We start from the raw sequence: 18,786 nt of genomic DNA, 5'->3' as shown, positions 1-18,786 counted from the left end.
AAGGCGCAGGCAACCGACCAGACGCGGCACGTGCCACACAAGCGGCACGTGGCCCCGCCCTCCGTCAAGGCTCAATAAGCCACCGTCGCGATCTGATGAACGAAACGGCCCTGCTCCAATTCGTCGACGAAGGCGATTGCGTAATCTTCCGCGGAAATGCGGCTATTGCCCTCGGCGTCGGCCAGAAGCGCGTTCGCGCCCGTGCGGAACGTGCCGGTGCGCTCGCCCGGGGCGATCAGCGCGGCCGGCGCGAAGAACGTCCAGTCGAGGTCGGTAACGCCCCGGTAGTAATTGAATGCGTCGCGGTGGGCCAGTGCAACCGCTTTGTAGGCGTCCGGGAATCCGGCCGCGTCGACCAGTTGCTTGCCAGGCGCCACTTCGAGCGAACCCGCGCCGCCCACCACCACGAGGCGCTTGAGACCCGCTGCACGCAAGCCGTCGACGAGCGCATGCGCCGCCCTGGACACCGCGGCGGGATCGTCATGCGGCGGTGCATAGGCGCTCGCCACCACGTCGTGACCACGCACGGCGGCGCCGACGCTCGCGGCGTCGAGCAGATCGGCCTGCGCGGCTTTGAGATTCGCCACGCCGGCCGGCACACGCGCCGGATTGCGCGCCAGCGCCGTCACCTGATGCCCACGGCGGGCGGCTTCCGCGGCGATCCGCGAACCAATCGTGCCGGTGGCGCCAAACAACGCGATTTTCAACTGTTTGCTCATTTCGATACTCCTGTGATTTGCTTATATGTAACTATGTTGATTACATATACCATTGAAAAAAGAGGGGCTTGGGCCCCCGTCTGTTTTGCTGAGCGCGTGTCCCGACTGCAGAACACGCGCTCTTCGGTACTGCTTCTTTACTGCGTCATCTACGAACGACGCTTCCGCTCACGTGCCCGCTCGGCGCGCACCAGGTCGGAAGTGGCATCGGCGAGCGTGCGTGCGCCGAGCGACGCTTCCATGGCCTGCTGCGCTTCGTCGATGATGCCGCGCAGCACGACCTGGATATTCCGCCCCACCATGCACGCCGGGTTCGGCTCCTCGCGATGCATGGCGAACAATTGTGCGTCGTCCACCGCACGATACACCTGAAGCAAGGTGATCTCATCAGGTGGCCTCGCGAGCAGCGCGCCGCCGCCCGCGCCGAGTTGCGAGGTCGTGAGTCCCGCATCGGCCAGCATGGTCAACAGACGCCGGATCAACGCAGGATTCGTATTCACGCTGCCCGCGATCATCTCCGACGAGAGCGGCGCGCCTTCCTGCAACGACAGCAGCGCGAGCACATGCACAGCAAACGCAAACCGGCTACTCGTATTCACAACAAACCTGCCCGGCGACGACTATATGTAACCATAGTAATTACATTTAATCCCGCTGTCAAATGGACGAAAGGACGAAAACGGACGAACGAGCGGACGGACACGCGCGCCGCCATCTCACTTGTCCATCTGCTTTTGCGCATCGCTGGAATCGCCCGAAGCCGACGCAGAAGCCGAAGCGCCCGCCGCCGACGCCGAGCTTTGCGCCGACCATTCCTGCAATTTGCGCCCCGCCGTCTCGAGGCCCTGGCCGGTCAATGCCGCCGCCTTGCCGAATTGCGCGTTCGCCGCGCTCGCCGCACCTTGCAGATTGGCTTGCGCGGTCGATGCCAGCGAGGCTGGATCGATCGTGATCGATGGCGCGGACGCCGATCCGAGGTTCTGCTGCGCAGCGGCCTTGGTCGCATCGACCTGCTGGCCGACATAGCTGGCCGCCTGATCGAGCTTCTGACCGGCGGCTTGTGCCGCATCGTTGAGCTTGCCGGCGACCTGTGCCGACGCGTCGTTCTTCTGGCAAGCCGTCAGGCCGCCGAACATGAGGGCGACGACCGCGACGCGGCGCAACAACGGTGAATGAATGGATAAAGTCATATTTGAGTGTGAGCCGCATCGAGCGGCTTTCGCATGCGAAAACGCGCCAATGATACGCCGTTGCGCCGCACGGTCTTTTCGGCGAGCTGTCGCCGTGCTGTCGGTGTACAGCGCATGCCATGCGTAATGCTTCATCGCACGCTCCGTCGCGCTTCTGTCAAACGTGTTGGAGTAGACTCCCTGAGCGTTCGATGTGTTCCGTTGATCAATAGGAGGCATGCGATGGCAGCAAAGAAGATTCTGTTCCTGACCGGCGACTTCGCCGAGGATTACGAAACGATGGTGCCGTTTCAGGCACTGCAGGCGGTCGGCCACGTCGTCGACGCGGTCTGCCCGAACAAGAAAGCGGGCGACCGGATCAAGACCGCGATCCATGATTTCGAAGGCGACCAGACCTACACCGAAAAGCCTGGCCATCAATTCACGCTCAATGCAAGCTTCGACGACGCCGATCCCGCCCAATACGACGCGCTGGCGATTGCAGGCGGCCGCGCGCCCGAGTACCTGAGACTCAACCCCAAGGTGATTGAACTCGTGCGGCAGTTCGCCGAGGCGGGCAAGCCGGTCGCCGCGATCTGCCACGCCGCGCAACTGCTGGCTGCCGCCGACGTGATTCGCGGCAAGCGCATTTCCGCCTACCCGGCCTGCGCGCCCGAAGTGAAGCTGGCCGGCGGCGAATACGTCGACATCCCGGTCGACGCGGCGATCACCGACGCCAATTTCGTCACGGCCCCCGCATGGCCGGCTCATCCTGAGTGGCTGCGTCAGTTCCTCGTGCTGCTCGGCACCCGCATCGAACTCTGATACCAAGGCGAGCGCCTTGCCCTCGCGGCAACGCGCGCTCGCCAAAACACCCCCGCCAAAACACCCCGCATTTGGGACTAGTCCGATAGTTCGCAGCGCAAGGTTTTCCTATAGTCGCCGGTTGACTTGGGAGCCCCTTTCGATGGAACTGACTGACTGGATCGTCATTCTCGCCGTCACGTTGATGGCAATTGCTTTTTTCTGCGCGCGCACGCCGGCCGGCTGGTCGCGAGAAAACCGCGCAAGGCGTCTGGCGGGCACACGCATGCTCGTGCAGGCAGCGTGTTCGCTGTGGGCGGCGCTGTTGATTGCCGCACGCGGCCTGTTCGCCCTGGACGGCCTTCCCGGCCTGCACCCGGCGCCGCGCGTGGCGCTGACCGGCGTGGCGATCCTGATCGTCTGCGGCTGCTACTGGTCGATTCGCGGCAGCAAACTGCTCAAACCGCGCCGGCTCTTTAGCGCGTACTGATGCCGGGCGCGGCATTGGCTGCATTGGCTGCATTGGCAGCGCTGGCGGCATGCACCGGCGGACCGCCGCTCAAGCCCGGGCCATCGCAATCACCAGGGCTCTCGTGCACTTCGCGCGCACCACGAACCGCCTGAACGCTGTCCACCGGCGCGCCCTGCACGTCGACCGCCCGTTGCGCCGTGCGCGCCTCGGCTTCCGGCAGCGACAGATAAAACGTCGTGCCTATACCCTCTTTCGACTCCGCCCACACGCGCCCGCCGTGCCGCTCCACGACGCGCCGCACGAGCGCGAGGCCGATGCCCTCACCCGGCGCCACATTGCCGTGCAGCCGCTGAAAGGCGTTGAAGAGCCGCGGCAGCGCGACCGCCGGGATGCCAAGGCCATTGTCCCGCACGTAGAAAATCCGTAGCGAATGCACGCCCGGCGGTGCCGGCGTCGTGCCGATTTCGATCCGGCCTTCACGCGCGGGAGCCAGATAATTGACCGCATTGCCGATCAGATTCGCGAACACCTGCTCGAGCGCAGTCGGGTCGCCCCACACCGCCGGCAAATCGTCGACGATGACGCGCGCCCGGCGCGCCCGGATCGACCCCTGCATCGCATCGACCACGCGCGGCACGATATCGCGCACTTCGACCTTTTGCTGCCGGTACTCCACACGGCCGACACGCGACAGCCGCAATAGCGCGTCGATGATATGAGACGCCCGCAGCACGGCCGTCTGCAGAAAGTGCAGCGCCTCGCCGATATCCTCGTCCACCACCCGTTCGATGCGCTGCCGCGGTTCCGCCGCGAGCGACGACTGGCGCAGCACCACGCGCAGTTCGTCGCACGCGCGAATCAGTTCCTTCGAGAAGCCTTGCAGGTTCACCAGCGGCGCACGCAAGTCGTGCGACACGCTGTAGATGAACATTTCGTTTTCCTGAGTCTGTTGCCGCAAGGTCTCGTTGATGCGCGCGAGTTCGCTGGTGCGCCGCGCCAGATCGGACTGGAAACGCGCCTGGATGCGCTCGGCTTCGAGCAGCCGCCGGCTGGTTTCATGCAAGGTCAGATCGAGCCGGGCGATTTCATCGCGACCCGGGCTGATCGGCGCCAGCGGCTCGTTGCCCGCGAGGCGCCCGGCGTTATCGGACAGCAGCGCGAGCCGGCCGCGCACGCCGCGCGTGAATAGCCAGACGGCCAGCGCGACGAACAGCAAGGAACCGAACACGGCCGCGACGACCAGCGTCTCTTGCCGTTCACGCGCGGCGCCGGCGGCATTCGAGCGCAACGTGTCGAGGCGCCGCTCTTCGGTCTGGAAAGCCACCACCTGCTGACGGAAGCGATCGAGCACGTCGGCCGAGGCGAGGTCGCGGAAACGCTCGAGCAGATCGCGCCGCCGTCCCGAATGCAGCATATCCTGAACGCGGTCCGACCATTGACGATACCCCTGCACGGCCTGGCGCACCTGCACCACGCGCTCGACTTGCGCCGGGTTGTCGGCAACCAGCTCGGCCAGTTGATCGATGCGACGGTCGACGTCCATCCACAAGGTGACCGGCGTCGCGAAGCGGGTATCGTTCGCGAGCACCGCGCCGCGCAGCGCCACCGACTCACCCAGCACCGGATCGAGAATCGCGGCGGTCTGGCGCAGCACGTCCTGGCTATGGACGGCCCACTGTTCGGCTTGCGTTGCGTCGGCCTGCGCCATGACCAGGCCGGACAGCAACGCCAGTTCGAAGACGGCCGGAATTGCGATCAGCAACAGGCCTTTAGTGGTCAGTCTCATGCGTGCGCATTGAAGGTCGATGGCCCGCAGATCGTGCGCGGGACGCGCACATTATGTCGGCGTTTGAGCAGGAAGACAAAGACGACGCGCCACCGACCAGGCTTCTGCCGCCAAATGCGGACCCAGGCGCAATGAATCCGCATAAAACGTCAGGCTTTTGAATGGAACGTAAATAAAATCGAATGTTTGCCCCTATTTGGTTCACGACAGCTGACGTGAACCAAATATGCACTTATGTAGTGCCTCTGCAGTTGTGCAAGATGCAACAGGTGGTGCGCATGTTGATCAGCACGGCCAGTGCGAATCCCATACCGGTGCGGCTTTGCACCTGATTTGCGCTATTAGGCACAACTTTGGCCCACTTCTTGCATCCAGTGCCCCCTTTTTTGGCATAAGCGGGACACATCAATGGAAAGTCTGAAAACCGGCACCGACACCCTCTTCCTTTTACTGGGTGCCGCGATGGTGCTGGCCATGCATGCGGGGTTCGCGTTTCTCGAACTCGGCACGGTGCGCAAAAAGAATCAGGTCAATGCACTGGTCAAGATTCTGGTGGACTTCTCGGTCTCGACGATCGCGTACTTCTTCATCGGCTACACGATCGCCTACGGCGTGCAGTTCTTCGGCAGCGCCGAGTCGCTGGCCGCGCACAACGGCTACGCGCTGGTGCGCTTCTTCTTTCTCCTGACCTTCGCGGCGGCGATTCCCGCGATCGTGTCGGGCGGCATCGCCGAGCGCTCGAAATTCAATCCGCAGCTGTTCGCCACCTTCGTGCTGGTCGGCTTCGTCTATCCGTTCTTCGAAGGGATCGCGTGGAACGGCCGCTTCGGTATTCAGGGCTGGCTCACCCAGGTGTTCGGCGCGCCGTTCCACGATTTCGCCGGGTCGGTGGTGGTGCACGCGTTCGGCGGCTGGGTCGCACTGCCGGCCGTGCTGCTGCTCGGCGCGCGTCACGGCCGCTATCACCGCGACGGTGGCATCGCCGCGCATCCGCCGTCGAATATTCCGTTCCTCGCGCTGGGCGCCTGGGTGCTGGCGGTCGGCTGGTTCGGCTTCAACGTGATGAGCGCGCAGACCATCGACAAGATCAGCGGCCTCGTGGCGGTCAATTCGCTGATGGCGATGGTCGGCGGCACGCTGACCGCGTGGCTCGCGGGCCGCAACGATCCCGGCTTCACTTACAACGGCCCGCTTGCCGGGCTGGTCGCGGTCTGCGCCGGCTCCGACGTGATGCATCCGCTGGGCGCGCTGGTGACGGGCGGCATCGCGGGCGTGCTGTTCGTCTATATGTTCACTTGCGTGCAGAACCGCTGGCGCATCGACGACGTGCTCGGCGTGTGGCCCTTGCACGGTCTGTGCGGCGCGTGGGGCGGCCTGGCAGCCGGCATCTTCGGCCTGCATGCGCTCGGCGGCCTCGGCGGCGTATCGTTCGGCGCTCAGCTGCTCGGCACGCTGGGCGGCATCGTGGTGGCGTCGCTCGGCGGCACGCTCGTGTACGGCGCCATTCGCCTGACGGTGGGCTTGCGGCTCGATCAGGAAGACGAATACAACGGCGCGGACCTGTCGATCCACAAGATTTCGGCGACGCCGGAGCGCGAAAGCGTCGGCTGAAGAGTAAGCCGCAAAAACGGGTTAGCGGCGCGCCGGATGTTTGGCGTCCCCATGCTCGCCGAGCAGGCCGAATTCGATCGGGCAACGCGTGTAGAACACCGGGACGCCGCCCGCGCGCACCGCCTCGAGCAAGGCTTCCGCCTCCCCTTCAGTGACCGCGAAGATCACCTGTTGCGGTTGATCCGCCAGCTCGAAGAAACGCGCTGCATGCCGCGCGCCCGCGTGGCCGACACCTTCGGCCGCCGCCACGACGGTCGCGCCATGAATGCCGACAAGCTTCGCGATCGACAGCAGACATTCCACGACCGTTTGATGGCCGTGATGCCGGTTCTGCTCGGTATAGAACGTGAGCTGGTAACCCTTCGTCATGTCAGCCTCCCGTGCAGCCGCAGCGCGGTCGCAACCGGCCCGCGGCACACGCTCACAGGCCCTCCATTCATTCTAGGTCACGCCCCAGCCATACGGACCACGCTTGCGCTCACCTGTCCCCAATGCCCTGCCGATGCTAGACTTGCGCGCTGGAGATGGCATTCTCCATTAACCGCCCTCGATGGCTGATGATGCCTGCTTCGCCCGGACGACTGCGGACGCGGCATCGCGCCTCCCGCCCAAGCCCGGTTTGTCGACCTTTTGGCTTCGCCAGAGTACTTTTGCATGTATTTGTCCATTCTCGCGGTCGGTATTGGCGGCGCGCTCGGTTCGCTGTTCCGCTGGTTTCTCGGCATCCGTCTGAACGGCCTGTTCGCGGGTATGCCGCTCGGCACCTTCGCCGCTAACGTGATCGCCGGCTACGTCATCGGCGTCGCGGTCGCGGGGTTCGCGCGGGCGCCGCAGATCGCGCCTGAATGGCGGCTCTTCGTCATCACCGGCTTGATGGGCGGCCTGTCGACCTTCTCGACGTTCTCAGCGGAAGTCGTGCAGCGTTTGCAGGACGGCCGGCTCGGCTGGGCGGCAGGCGAGATCGTGATTCACGTGGCGGCTTCGCTCGTGATGACTGTTCTCGGCATCGCAACCGTTTCATTGCTGTCGCGATGAAAACCGGGCGCTGAATGCGTCAGTCGATGCCGTCGTGGCCCACGTTAGTCGTGTCCGCACGACTCGAAAGAATTCCCGTTTCAGCGCGCTAATTTCGCCGACATTTCCATATCCGAAATCGGCGAAACACACGCGCGCAAAAACGACGGCGCTATCGCTTCACGTCTCTTGAGCTTTACGCACTTTGGCTCGGCTACTCGCGGGCGCATTCTTCTTCAATTGGGTCTGGTTGTATTCAATCGCAGCGCGCACGAGTTTTTTTAAAGCAGGGCCATTGAGCTTGTCGCCCTCGAAAAAATCGATCGCCCGTCGCGCGTTGCCGTCGAGGCCCGCGTTGAAGAGCCTGTCAGGGTCCGGAAGATGCGCCCCGTGTGCAAAGGTCAGCTTCACCTTCCCTTTGTGCGCGTTGGCGACCGCGATCATTCCGTCGCGGGACCACACCGGGCTTCCCATCCACTTCCATTCCTCGATGATCTGCGCGTCGGCTTCAAGGATGGTCTTGCGGATGCCGGCGAACGTTTTACCGCGCCAGTCCGTAATGCCCGCGATCAGCTGGTCAATGTTTTCCGATGGATTCATTGGATTCTTTATGCCTCGAATTCGAGTCCCGGTCGACAGAGCCTAGCCTTGAATTGCGCCAGCATCAATCCATTCGATGCCGAAACCTGTTCCAGATCTGTAAAAAATGGTTATCAACCGCCCCTGACTCAGGTAAATGCGACCGTTCGACATTGCATCCTGTCGAAACCTGAAGGGACATTTATTTCCCCATTTTTTTCGAATTTTGTCGTTCACGACAGACGTAAGATCGCCGCAGCCTGAATAGAAGAAGGGGCAGAAAATGGCGATCACCTTGAATCTGTCGGCGTCCGCGAATCTGAACAAATCGTTGAAGATCGACGCTATTCGATTCCTCGCGGCAGTCTGGGTTCTGATGTATCACTTCAAGCCACCCGCGTTTAAAGAACTTCTGCCTCATCAATTCGCCTTCCTCGGCGGCGCATTATGGTCCGGCTCGACAGCGCTATTCGCGGGCCCCGCCGCCGTCATCGTATTCTTTGTCATTTCCGGCTATTGCATCCATAACGCATATCAAAAGGATGTGGCGCTCAAGCCGATCAACTATTACGCGTCCAGATTCATTCGCATTGGATTGCCGCTGCTCATCCTGTTATGCCTCGTCCAACCTTTACCGACGGGGCAAAATTATCTGGAATCCGTGCTGTGGTCGCTCTACTGCGAAATGGTGTATTACGCCGCTTATCCGATCCTGCGCGCCCGCTTTCGCTACCTCGGCGAAATGATCGTGGGCTGCGCGGTTGCGGCAGGCGTGATGGTGGCCGTGGTTCGTCTGATCGGGCATCCGGTTTGCCACGGCTGCGTGATTGAAACGTATGGCGTGCCGGGCACGGCTTTACTGTACGCGGCCGGCTGGATCTTCGGTTGCCTGATCGCGGAGACCCAGCGCAATGCGGAGCGATTCCACGTTCGTGGCGCGTATTCGCCGCTCACGCTGACGATCAAGCGCGGCCTCGATCGGAGCACCCGTTTTCTCGCGCACCACCTGGTCGCGCTGAGAGTGGTGATTGTCGCGGCCGGGGCCGCCATCATGATTTTGCTGTCCGAATCGAATCTCAAGCCGGCCCTTGTGCCGCTGATTACGCCCGATATCACGCTTCCGCTGTTTCAGTTCCTTGCGGCGGTCTGGATCGCGGCGGAGACAGCCACGCCTTCCCGAAGCGGCGTCTGGTCCAGGCTGGCTGCGTTCGGCGCGTGGTCCTATAGCCTCTATCTTTGCCACAAGATGGCGCTCGCCCTGCTGGAAATGACGCGATTCGACGACACATCCCGATTCGCCTGGTTCGTGCAGGTGGCGTTGGCATTCGCCATCAGCTATGCGTTTTACCGGGTGATCGAAAAGCCTTCGCATCTGATTTCCCAGCGGCTGCGGAAATACACGCCGAATGCGCCTGCTGCGCCGGCTGCCTGAGCCGGCAGATATTCTGGCGTCGCGCGGCGTGCAGCTGCTGAATACGCTATACGGGCGCCGCGATTCGAATCGGCGCATAGCCGCTCAAATCCGCCGCAACATCCATTTCTCCGCTTCAACGGCGCTCGCGTCTGCATAAATGCGCGAATCAGATATCGGTATGAAAAATCCTTGGTTCTTTCCGGCGTCGCACATGCCGAGAATAGACAGTCCCGAATCGCATCCTGTCTTTCTCCTCCGGCGAGTCCTGGCGGCCTCATAGCAACGACGCCGCACCGATCGGCCGGAGCGATAGCAGGACTCAACCTGACTTCCGCCTATCCTTTCATGTTCAGCCGACCGACCCGCCCCGCCCTTCAGCGCGCATTGCGCGCCGTGACTCTCCTTGCAGCATTGGGCGCCAGTGCCGCCCACGCCGACACCACACTCGAGCGGATTCATCAACGCCACAAGATCGTCATCGGCGTGATCCTGTCGGGGCCGCCGTTCGGCTCGCTGGACCCGGCCACCCAGAAACCGCTCGGCTTCAACGTCGATCTCGCAAACGACGTCGCGAAGCGCCTCGGCGTCGACGTGGAATTGACGCCGGTCCAGCCGTCGAACCGCGTGCAGTTCCTGCAGCAAGGCAAGGTCGATGCGCTGATCGCCAACATGGAACTCACTAAAGAACGCGCGGAGATCCTCTCCTATCCGCCCACGCCGTTCGAGGAAATCGGCGGCGCGCTCATCACCCGCAAGGACAGCGGCATCAAGACGTGGAACGACGTGCGCGGCAAGCCCGTGTGCGTCTCGCAGGGCAGCAACTATACGAAGCCGCTCGCCGAGGAATATGGCGCCCAGGTCAAGGCATTTCGCGGCCAGCCGGAGTCGCTGCTCGCGCTGCGCGGCAATAACTGCGTCGCCGCGGTTCACGTCGCCCCCACGCTGCGGCTGCTCGTCGCGCGCAATCCGGACTGGAAGGATTACACGATTCCCGTATCGAACGAGCTGATTCCGTCGCCGTCCGTGATCTGGGTTCGCAAGGGTGAAACGGATACGCAAAGCGCGCTCGAAAAAATCGTCCAGGACTGGCACCGCAGCGGCTGGCTGATCGACACCGAGCGCAAGAACGGCATGCAGCCCTCGCAAGCCGTGCTCGATCTGCACGCGAAGTACAAGGCGCAAGGTGCATGAGCGCATCGACTGAAGCGCTCTCGCGCGCCGCCGGGGTCGTGGTGAATGCGATCGGCAAGATCGGGCTGAACTACGGTTTCGTGCTCGCGCCCGACGAACTTGCGTCGTTCCTGCACGGCATGCTGGTCACGCTCGAACTGTCGCTCGTCACGATAATCGGCAGCCTCGTCGCCGGCATCGTGCTGGCGGCGCTGCTCACCTCACCGCGTCCGGCGCTCGCGCGCCCGGCTCGCGTGTTCGTCGAGATCACGCGCAATACGCCGACGCTCGTGCAACTGTTCTGCGCCTTTCTGGTGATCAATATGCTGCTCAGCGAGGCACTGCGCAATCTGGGCGGCAATCCGCTGACGCCGTTCATCTGGAGCGCGATCGTGATTTCGCTGCACAAGGGCGCGTTTCATGCCGAAGCGCTGCGCGCCGGTATCGAAGCGGTGCCGCGCACCACGCTCGAAGCGGCACAGTCGCTCGGTTTCAGCCGCCGCCAGCGCCTTTGGAGCGTGCAGTTGCCGCTCGCGCTGCGCTTTGCCCTCCCGGCGCTCGTCAACAACATGGTCGACCTCGTGAAGATGACCACCGTCGCCTCGGCGATCGCGGTCGGCGACATCACGTATGCATCGATCATGATCTGGACGCAGCGCGACAATGTGCTCGAGCTGATGATCCTGATCCTGCTGTTCTTCGGCGCACTGACCTTTGCGATCAATCGCGCGGGACGCTGGCTCGAAGTCCGCCTGAGGATGCCCGGCTATGGCCACTGAATCCATCACCGTATCCACGCAGGACGGACGCTACCGTTCCGCTTTTGCGCTTGCCGGCGTGGTCGGCGTCGCCGCCCTGCTCGCTCTCGCCGAACACGAGATCGCTCATGGTCCAAGCTATCCCGCGCTCGCGGCGCTCATCACGTGGGCGCCGGCGCTCGGCAAGTCCCTGTGGGTCAACATCGAAATCAGCCTGCTGGCCATCGCGCTCGGCACACTCGCCGGCCTCGTGCTCGGCCCCTTGCTGCTGTCGCCGATCCGCGGCGTGCGTCTGATTGCGCGCGGCTACGTGCAGGTGTTCCGAAACGCCCCTCTACTCGTGCTGATCTATTTCTCGACCTACGTGTTCCCGTTCGAAATCGCGCTCGGCCACCACATCGTGCCGTTTCCCGACTGGTTCAAGGTCACGCTCGGTCTCGCGTTGCCTGCCAGCGCCAACTTCGCCGAGATCTTCCGCGGCGCCGTCCAGTCGATCCCTCACGCGCAGTGGGACGCGGCACGTTCGCTTGCATTCAGCCGAACCCAGGTGTTCCGCTGGATCATCCTGCCGCAATGCGTGAAGCGGATGCTGCCGCCGTGGATGAACCTGTACGCCAGCATCACGATGGCAACCGCGCTCGCCTCGCTGGTGGGGGTGCACGATCTGCTGGACACCGCGCAGGTGGCGAGCAATACCGTGGCGCGGGCGGATTTCACGGTCGCCGTCTATTTCACTGTGCTCGGGTTGTTCTTCGCTTACTGCTACCCGATCGCGCGCTTCACCCGTCTTCTCGAGAAACGCTATGCTTTCAGTTGATGTCCCGCTCGCATCCGCATCCGCACCTGCAGCCGCCGCAGCGGCCGTGCGCCCCCTGGTCCGGTTGCGCGACGTGCATCTGTCGTTCGGCTCGACGCCGGTCCTCAAGGGCATCGATCTCGACGTGTTCCGCGGGCAGGCCGTGTCGATCATCGGACCCTCCGGGTCGGGCAAGTCGACGATTCTGCGCTGCATCACCGGATTGTTGCGCCCCCAGCAAGGCGAGATCGAGGTCGACGGCACCCGGGTCGACCGGCTCGCCTCCGAACGCGACGAAATCGAGTTGCGCAAGCGCGTCGGCTTCGTGTTCCAGCAATACAACCTGTTTCCGCATCTGAGCGTATTGGACAACCTGGTTGTCGCGCCCGTGCGCATTCTGGGGCGCGACAAAGCCGGCGCCACCCGCGCCGCCTACGATCTGCTGAAGAAGGTGCGCCTCGCCGACAAGGCCCATGCGTATCCAGGTGAACTGTCGGGCGGTCAGCAACAGCGCGTGGCGATTGCACGCGCGCTCGCGATGCAGCCGGATCTGATCCTGTTCGACGAGGTGACCTCAGCGCTGGACCCGGAGACCGTGGGCGAAGTGCTGACCGTGATCCGCGATCTGGTGAAGGACGGCATGACCTGCGTGCTCGTGACGCACGAGATGCGCTTTGCCGAGGAAGTAAGCGATGCGGTGTATTTCACCGAGGCCGGTGTGATTGTCGAACACGGTCCGGCCAACGCGCTGTTCCGCGCGCCGCTCAGTCCGCGTACGCGTGAGTTTCTGGCGCATACCCAGTCCGCGCCCGAGCCGGCACGCGCGGCGCCAGCCCGCACGCCGCTGGCATTGGATCTGCGTCACTTCGCGATCTGAAAGGCAGCCACTCGGGCGCGTCTGCCGATGCAGGTCTGAACGACGCGGCGTTTGCCTGGCAGACGCCGCGCTTTACTTTCCGCGCTTCACTGCCCTGCGTAGCGGCTAACCGGCCGCTGCAAGCCGAGATGATCGCGCAAGGTGGTGCCGCTATATTCCGTGCGGAATAACCCGCGGCGTTGCAACTCCGGCACGACGAGTTCGACGAAGTCGTCGAGACCGCCCGGGAAATACGGCGGCATGATATTGAAGCCGTCGGCCGCTTCGCCCGTGAACCACTCCTCGAGCGCATCCGCCACCTGCACAGGCGTACCCCATACGATGCGGTGCCCACGCGCGCCGGCCACCAGGTAATACAGCTCGCGCAAGGTCAGATTCTCGCGGCGCGCGAGATCGGTCAGCAATTTGGCGCGGCTCTTCAACTGATCCGACTCGGGCAGCTCCGGCAGCGGACCATCGAGCGGGTACTTCGACACGTCGTGTCCGAGCCGGTCGGACAACAGCGACAGCGCGCCCGATGTGTCGGTCCATTCCTGCAACTGCGCGTATTTGTCTTTCGCTTCCTGTTCCGTCCTGCTGATGACAGGAAACACGCCCGGCATTACGTGCAACTGCGCGCCTTCGCGGCCGAACTTCGGCAACCGGCCTTTCAGATCGCGATAGAAGACCTGCGCTTCTTCAATGGTCTGCTGCGCGGTAAACACCACTTCCGCCGTGCGCGCGGCCAGGTCCTGCCCCGGTCCGGACGAGCCGGCCTGAATCACCACGGGGTGCCCTTGCGGCGGGCGCGACGCATTCAACGGGCCCTTGACGGCGAAGAACGGGCCTTGGTGGTCCAGCGTATGGACCTTGGCGGGATCGAAGTAGACGCCGCGCGCCTTGTCCTTGAGCACCGCGTCGTCGTCCCAGCTGTCCCACAGTCCCTTGACGACGTCGACGAATTCACCCGCCATTTCGTAACGCAGCGCATGATCCGGATGATTGCCGCGTGTGAAGTTGGCGGCTGTGCGATCGTACGAAGTCGTCACGACGTTCCAGGCCGCCCGTCCGCTGCTCAGATGATCGAGCGACGCAAATGCGCGCGCGACGTGATACGGCTCGCTATACGTGGTCGACGCGGTGGCGGCGAGACCGATGTGGCGCGTGCCCATGGCAAGCGCCGACAGCAGGCACAGCGGCTCAAACCGCATCGCCATCGACGGATGCGCATCGGGGCCGCTGGTGAGGCCGTCGGCGAGAAAAACCATGTCGAACTTCGCGCGCTCGGCGGTCTGCGTGATGCGCTGCATCAGCGCGAGATTCTCGCTGCCCGCCTGCGCGTCGGGATGCCGCCAGCCGGCGACGTGATGTCCCGCGCCCTGGATGAAGAGCCCGAGACGCATCTGCCTGCGGGTACTGCCGTTATTCGTGCTCATACGTGGATCGATGCGAGGACATTGAAAAGGGAAGCGAGGTCGGCGCTGCTCTGCATGGTGTCGATATGCGCGGGGAGAAACGCGACGCGTGCGTCGTGGCCGGTGGCGTCCGCGAACTTCGCGGGCAGATCTTCCGCGCTGTAGAGACGGTCGGTCTTATGGCTCAGCACCGTCCCGTTGCGCAATGCGATCTCGACAGTCGAGAAACGCGTGGCCGGATCGGTCGACGCGCGCGCCGCGGTTTCATCGTGACGGCTTGTCACGCGCCCGGCGAGCGCAATCAGGTCCTCGCGCACCGGACTATCCGCGAAGATGGCGACGCCGGGCGAACCATCCGTCAGCGCGGCGGCGACCGCGTAGGCAACGCTGAAACGCGCCTCGAGTCCGGTCGAAGGCAAATGTCGGGCAAGCGGTGTGTCGCCGCCGGGTGGAAAGGTCACCGTCACGCCGGCGATGTCGTCGGGTGTGAGCCGGTGTGTGTCTCGCAATGTCAATGCGGCATGCACGGCGTAGTGCGTCGCCGTGCAGCACGCCCACGGCTTGAAGTACAGACCCGGCGCCACGATTTGCCAGGGCGCGCCCCAGCCTTCCAGCACGCGTTCGGGTTGCGCGGCGCCGCCGCTGAACACGGCGAAAAAACCGACCGGCCCGTCCAGTGCTTCAGGCGAGCCCTGCAGTCCCGCCGCCGCGAGTTCGGCGGCGAACAGGCCGGCGCGGGCGGCGAGCCCGGCATGCAAGGGTTTCGCTTCGCTGCCGAATTGCAGGCGTAAGCCGGCTGATTGCGTGGCGGCAAGACCCAGCGCGTTCTCGATGGCGCCGGCATCGAGCTTCAGCAGATACGACGCGGCAGCCGCCGCGCCGAGCGTGCCCAACGTGGCGGTGTTATGGAAACCCTGCTCGTAGTGCCGGCTGCCGAGTGCCAGACCGAGGCGCGCCATCGTTTCGACGCCGACGACGTAGGCGTCGAGCAAGTCGAGTGCGCTGCTGCCGCGCGTCTGGGCCAGCGCGAACAGCGCGGGCAGCAATACCGTCGCAGGATGGCCTCGCACGCTGCTGTGCACGTCGTCGTAATCGAGCGCGTGTCCGGCGTAACCGTTAAGCAACGCAGCCTGCTGCGCGGACGCACGGGCGCTGCTGCCGATCACCGATGCTTCGCCGCGCGAGTCGTTGGCGCTCACCGTCAGGAGTTTTCGATAGCCGCTGTCGTTCGCGCCGGCAAAGGCGGCGGCGAGAAAGTCGAGGACGCCGCGTCTTGCCGCGGCAATAGCGCCGACGTCGCGCGATGGCGACGCCTGAGCGATCGCGGTGGCCAGCCGTCGTGTCACGCCGGTGGCCTGCTGGCCGGCGTTGGGTACATGGAGGCTTGACATGTCGAAGGCGTGAGAGCTGTGAAAACGCACCGGGCAAGCGTTACCGCCACCTCGCTCGACGACCGTCTCAAGCTGCGTCGACCAACGAGGCCCGGCAACGACCCGAACGCCGCATGCTAACGAAACGCTGCGTCACGAACAAACAAGAATTCACGCTTTCGATATTGCAGATTCTGCGATGCTGCGGCAGACGCCTGCGTCTATCGTTTCAGCATCGGCGCAGGCCGACCGTGGAGGAAAAAAGAATCGTGCAAAGTCATGCTCCGGATTTGACATGCTCGCAAGGCGACTACGCACGACACCTCGCGCAGCCTCCAACGCTCAATCCGCCGCCGGGATCCACGCTGCCGTGGCGGCATCGCTCGAACGGAATGCCGGGAATTTCTCGCCGAGCTCGGCGATCGTCCTGATGTTGTTCTTCACCAGATCGTCGCGCGTGATCAGCGTCGGCTTGACGACGATCCGGTGGTCGGGCGCCTGTCCCGTGAGCAACAATGCGGCGGCTCGCACGGACACCGCGCCGACCACTGCCGGGTTGGTCGCCGCCGTCGCCACCCACGCGCTATTCGGCGCACGAATGGCCTCGATATCGGACGTCGAGATATCGGCGCTGTAAATGCGCAGTTTCGACGACAGGTTGGCCTCGTCGGCAGCGAGCTTCGCGCCGCGTGCGAATTCGTCGTAAGGCGCGAACACCACGCGAATCTCCGGATGGGCACGATAGGCCGCGGCGGCCTGGTTGGCCACCGACTGCGCGATCGGATTGTCCACCGTGCCCCAGCGCGCCTTCTCCTGAACCTTCGGATGGGCGGCCTTGAAGTCGCGCCACACGGCATCGCGCCGGTCGAGCGGCGCGAAACCCGCTACATACACATAGCCGGCGGCGAAGGTATCGCCGTTGTCCTTCACTGCCTGGTCGAGCAGCAGCGAGGCCAGATCGCGATCGCTCTGCTCGATCTGCGGCACCTTCGGATTGCCCAGGTCGACATCGAACGCGACGACCTTGATGCCCTTGTCCAACGCTCGCTGCACGACGTCCTTGAGCGATTCAGGCAAGCCGTGGTTCACGATGATCGCCGACACGCCGAGGCTGATGGCCTGCTGAATCTGTTCACGTTGCTCGGCCGCATCCTGACGGCCTTCGTAGATGCGCAGATCGATGCCGAGCGCCCTGGCCTGCTTTTGCGCGCCGGCTTCATACGCCTGGAAGAAGTCGCCCGTCGACAGATAGTTGACGAGCGCGACCTTCACGCCGCCCTTGTCGAAGGGCGCGGGTGCGCCTTTGAGCGGAGCCGCGTGCGCGGCGGCTCCCGCCAGCATCGTGGCCGCCGCGAGGGCGAGTGCGCGGAACGTAAGGCCCACATCCAGCTTGCGACGAAGAAACGATTTCATCAATGATCTCCAACCTGTTAGTCGATGTAGTGATAAGTAAGCGGGTGCTATCCGGCATGAGCCGGGGTGCGTGTGCGATAGGCCGCACCGGGATGCGGTTCGGTCAGCCGCGGGCCGCGGCCGTGCAGTTTTTCGCGCAGCGAGCCGTTCGTGTACCCGGTCTTGTAGGCGCCGCGCCGTTGCAATTCAGGCACGACCAGTTCGACGAAATCCGCGAAGCTCTCGTGCGTCAAGGCATAAGCGAGATTGAATCCGTCGACGTCAGTCTCTTCGACCCACGACTGCAATTCGTCGGCGATCTCCTGCGGACTGCCCACCGAAAGCGGTCCGAGTCCACCAATGCCGCCCCACTTCGCAATCTCACGCACGGTCCACACGCGCGTCGGATCGGCGCTCGACAAAGCCTCAACGGCCGATTGCACCGCGTTGCTCTCGACATGGCGCAGCGGCTCGTCAAGGTCGTACTTCGACAGGTCGATGCCGGTCCAGCCCGACATCAGCGCGAGCGCACCCTCGTCGCTTGCATAGCGGCGATAGTCGGCGTGCTTCGCGTGCGCATCCGCCGACGTCTTGCCCGTGATCACCGTGTGCAGGTTAAAAATCAGCACGTCATGCGGATCGCGGCCGAACGACTTCACGCGCGCCCGGATATCGGCGACAAAATTCTTCAGGATCGTGCGCGACGGCGCGGCGATAAAGATGCACTCGGCGTGCTGCGCGGCGAAGTCCTTGCCGCGCTTCGAGGCGCCCGCCTGATAGAGCACCGGCGTGCGCTGCGGCGACGGCTCGCAGAGATGAATACCGGGCACGTCGAAATACTGCCCACGGTGGTTGATGGGATGGACCTTCGACGGTTCGGTGAAAAGCTTTCGCGCGGCGTCGCGCACCACGGCGTCGTCTTCCCAGGAGGCTTCCCACAGCTTGTAGCAGACCTCGAGATATTCCTCGGCGAGCGAATAGCGCTCGTCATGATGGGTCTGAGCCGGCAAGCCGACGTTGCGCGCGGCGCTGTCCAGATACGACGTGACGATGTTCCAGCCAACCCGGCCGTTGGTCAGATGATCGAGCGTCGACATGCGCCGTGCGAACGGATACGGGTGCTCATACGAGAGCGAGCAGGTCACCCCGAAGCCGAGATGCTCGGTCACGTTCGCCATCGCCGAGACGAGCAGGACCGGATCGTTGACCGGGATCTGCGCGGCCTGGCGGATCGCGGCGTCGCCATTGCCGTTGAAGACGTCGTAAATACCCAGTACGTCGGCGATGAAAAGGCCGTCGAACTTGCCGCGCTCGAGCAGTTTCGCGAGATCGGTCCAGTAGTCGAGTTGCTTGTAACGCCACGACGTGTCGCGTGGATGCGCCCATAAGCCTGGCGACTGGTGCCCCACGCAGTTCATGTCGAATGCGTTGAGACGGATTTCTCTGGCCATGATCGGGATC

19 protein-coding genes and 1 riboswitch are annotated in these 18,786 nt (G+C 63.7%); of the genes, 9 read left to right on the top strand and 10 right to left on the bottom strand.

Annotated elements, in window-relative coordinates; all coding sequences use genetic code 11:
• Nucleotides 1-71: 71 nt before the first annotated feature.
• From DSC91_RS32425 to DSC91_RS32415, 3 genes are all read right to left on the bottom strand, one after another.
• Entirely contained in the window at nucleotides 72-719 is a 648-nt protein-coding gene (locus tag DSC91_RS32425) for an NAD(P)-dependent oxidoreductase (RefSeq protein WP_115782593.1), read from the bottom strand.
• 149 nt (nucleotides 720-868) lie between these two features.
• Complete coding sequence (locus tag DSC91_RS32420) at nucleotides 869-1,318, bottom strand: Rrf2 family transcriptional regulator (protein ID WP_115782592.1); 450 nt, start codon at nucleotides 1,316-1,318, stop codon at nucleotides 869-871.
• A gap of 117 nt (nucleotides 1,319-1,435) precedes the next feature.
• Complete coding sequence (locus DSC91_RS32415) at nucleotides 1,436-1,909, bottom strand: BCAL1086 family glycoprotein (protein WP_167470534.1); 474 nt, start codon at nucleotides 1,907-1,909, stop codon at nucleotides 1,436-1,438.
• A 222-nt stretch (nucleotides 1,910-2,131) separates the two neighbouring features.
• Here DSC91_RS32415 and DSC91_RS32410 point away from each other — a divergent pair, with 222 nt between their 5' ends.
• Nucleotides 2,132-2,713 (top strand): DJ-1/PfpI family protein, encoded by a 582-nt coding sequence (locus tag DSC91_RS32410; RefSeq protein WP_115782591.1) that lies wholly within the window; start codon nucleotides 2,132-2,134, stop codon nucleotides 2,711-2,713.
• Between the two features lie 142 nt (nucleotides 2,714-2,855).
• The gene (locus DSC91_RS32405; RefSeq protein WP_115782590.1) at nucleotides 2,856-3,182 is read left to right on the top strand and encodes a hypothetical protein; all 327 of its coding nucleotides are present in this window, start codon (nucleotides 2,856-2,858) and stop codon (nucleotides 3,180-3,182) included.
• On the opposite strand, the gene DSC91_RS32400 is transcribed toward DSC91_RS32405, so the two are convergent.
• On the bottom strand, nucleotides 3,169-4,950 hold the full coding sequence (locus DSC91_RS32400; protein WP_115782589.1) for a sensor histidine kinase: 1,782 nt from the start codon (nucleotides 4,948-4,950) through the stop codon (nucleotides 3,169-3,171). The genes DSC91_RS32405 and DSC91_RS32400 overlap by 14 nt on opposite strands.
• A gap of 408 nt (nucleotides 4,951-5,358) precedes the next feature.
• On the opposite strand from DSC91_RS32400, the gene DSC91_RS32395 reads away from it, so the two are divergent.
• Entirely contained in the window at nucleotides 5,359-6,561 is a 1,203-nt protein-coding gene (locus DSC91_RS32395; protein ID WP_115782588.1) for an ammonium transporter, read from the top strand.
• Between the two features lie 21 nt (nucleotides 6,562-6,582).
• Here DSC91_RS32395 and DSC91_RS32390 read toward each other — a convergent pair whose 3' ends face one another.
• Entirely contained in the window at nucleotides 6,583-6,930 is a 348-nt protein-coding gene (locus DSC91_RS32390; RefSeq protein WP_115782587.1) for a DUF190 domain-containing protein, read from the bottom strand.
• Between the two features lie 142 nt (nucleotides 6,931-7,072).
• Nucleotides 7,073-7,135, top strand: a riboswitch (Fluoride riboswitch).
• Nucleotides 7,136-7,215: 80 nt separating this feature from the next.
• Between DSC91_RS32390 and crcB the strand changes: the two genes are divergently transcribed.
• Nucleotides 7,216-7,596, top strand: a complete 381-nt coding sequence (gene crcB, locus DSC91_RS32385) for a fluoride efflux transporter CrcB (protein ID WP_115782586.1) — start codon at nucleotides 7,216-7,218, stop codon at nucleotides 7,594-7,596.
• Between the two features lie 159 nt (nucleotides 7,597-7,755).
• On the opposite strand, the gene DSC91_RS32380 is transcribed toward crcB, so the two are convergent.
• On the bottom strand, nucleotides 7,756-8,175 hold the full coding sequence (locus DSC91_RS32380) for a DUF1801 domain-containing protein (RefSeq protein WP_115782585.1): 420 nt from the start codon (nucleotides 8,173-8,175) through the stop codon (nucleotides 7,756-7,758).
• Nucleotides 8,176-8,437: 262 nt separating this feature from the next.
• Between DSC91_RS32380 and DSC91_RS32375 the strand changes: the two genes are divergently transcribed.
• The 5 genes from DSC91_RS32375 to DSC91_RS32355 all read left to right on the top strand — a co-directional run bounded on the left by DSC91_RS32375 (nucleotide 8,438) and on the right by DSC91_RS32355 (nucleotide 13,169).
• A complete protein-coding gene (locus DSC91_RS32375) occupies nucleotides 8,438-9,586 on the top strand; it encodes an acyltransferase family protein (protein ID WP_115782584.1) in 1,149 nt (382 codons plus the stop codon).
• A gap of 327 nt (nucleotides 9,587-9,913) precedes the next feature.
• On the top strand, nucleotides 9,914-10,759 hold the full coding sequence (locus tag DSC91_RS32370) for a transporter substrate-binding domain-containing protein (RefSeq protein WP_115782583.1): 846 nt from the start codon (nucleotides 9,914-9,916) through the stop codon (nucleotides 10,757-10,759).
• Nucleotides 10,756-11,517 carry an amino acid ABC transporter permease gene (locus tag DSC91_RS32365; RefSeq protein ID WP_115782582.1) on the top strand — a complete coding sequence of 254 codons (762 nt, stop codon included), beginning with the start codon at nucleotides 10,756-10,758 and terminating at the stop codon, nucleotides 11,515-11,517. Before DSC91_RS32370 ends, DSC91_RS32365 begins: the two co-directional genes overlap by 4 nt.
• Nucleotides 11,507-12,313: an amino acid ABC transporter permease gene (locus DSC91_RS32360; protein ID WP_115782581.1), complete on the top strand. Its 807-nt coding sequence runs from the start codon at nucleotides 11,507-11,509 to the stop codon at nucleotides 12,311-12,313. The genes DSC91_RS32365 and DSC91_RS32360 overlap by 11 nt, the downstream gene beginning before the upstream one ends.
• Complete coding sequence (locus DSC91_RS32355; RefSeq protein WP_115782580.1) at nucleotides 12,300-13,169, top strand: amino acid ABC transporter ATP-binding protein; 870 nt, start codon at nucleotides 12,300-12,302, stop codon at nucleotides 13,167-13,169. The genes DSC91_RS32360 and DSC91_RS32355 overlap by 14 nt, the downstream gene beginning before the upstream one ends.
• Nucleotides 13,170-13,255: 86 nt before the next feature.
• Here the strand turns inward: DSC91_RS32355 and DSC91_RS32350 are convergent, their stop codons facing one another.
• From DSC91_RS32350 to DSC91_RS32335, 4 genes are all read right to left on the bottom strand, one after another.
• Nucleotides 13,256-14,584, bottom strand: a complete 1,329-nt coding sequence (locus tag DSC91_RS32350) for an LLM class flavin-dependent oxidoreductase (RefSeq protein ID WP_115782579.1) — start codon at nucleotides 14,582-14,584, stop codon at nucleotides 13,256-13,258.
• Nucleotides 14,581-15,954, bottom strand: a complete 1,374-nt coding sequence (locus tag DSC91_RS32345; RefSeq protein WP_115782578.1) for an MmgE/PrpD family protein — start codon at nucleotides 15,952-15,954, stop codon at nucleotides 14,581-14,583. Before DSC91_RS32345 ends, DSC91_RS32350 begins: the two co-directional genes overlap by 4 nt.
• A gap of 321 nt (nucleotides 15,955-16,275) precedes the next feature.
• Nucleotides 16,276-17,346, bottom strand: coding sequence for a substrate-binding domain-containing protein (locus DSC91_RS32340; protein WP_115782577.1), 1,071 nt, complete (start codon nucleotides 17,344-17,346; stop codon nucleotides 16,276-16,278).
• 47 nt (nucleotides 17,347-17,393) lie between these two features.
• Nucleotides 17,394-18,776, bottom strand: a complete 1,383-nt coding sequence (locus tag DSC91_RS32335; RefSeq protein WP_115782576.1) for an LLM class flavin-dependent oxidoreductase — start codon at nucleotides 18,774-18,776, stop codon at nucleotides 17,394-17,396.
• Nucleotides 18,777-18,786: the final 10 nt, after the last annotated feature.

The sequence above is a fragment of the Paraburkholderia caffeinilytica genome (assembly GCF_003368325.1).
GTDB classification, from domain to species: Bacteria; Pseudomonadota; Gammaproteobacteria; order Burkholderiales; family Burkholderiaceae; genus Paraburkholderia; species Paraburkholderia caffeinilytica.
This window is presented reverse-complemented; position numbering and strand designations above follow the sequence as displayed.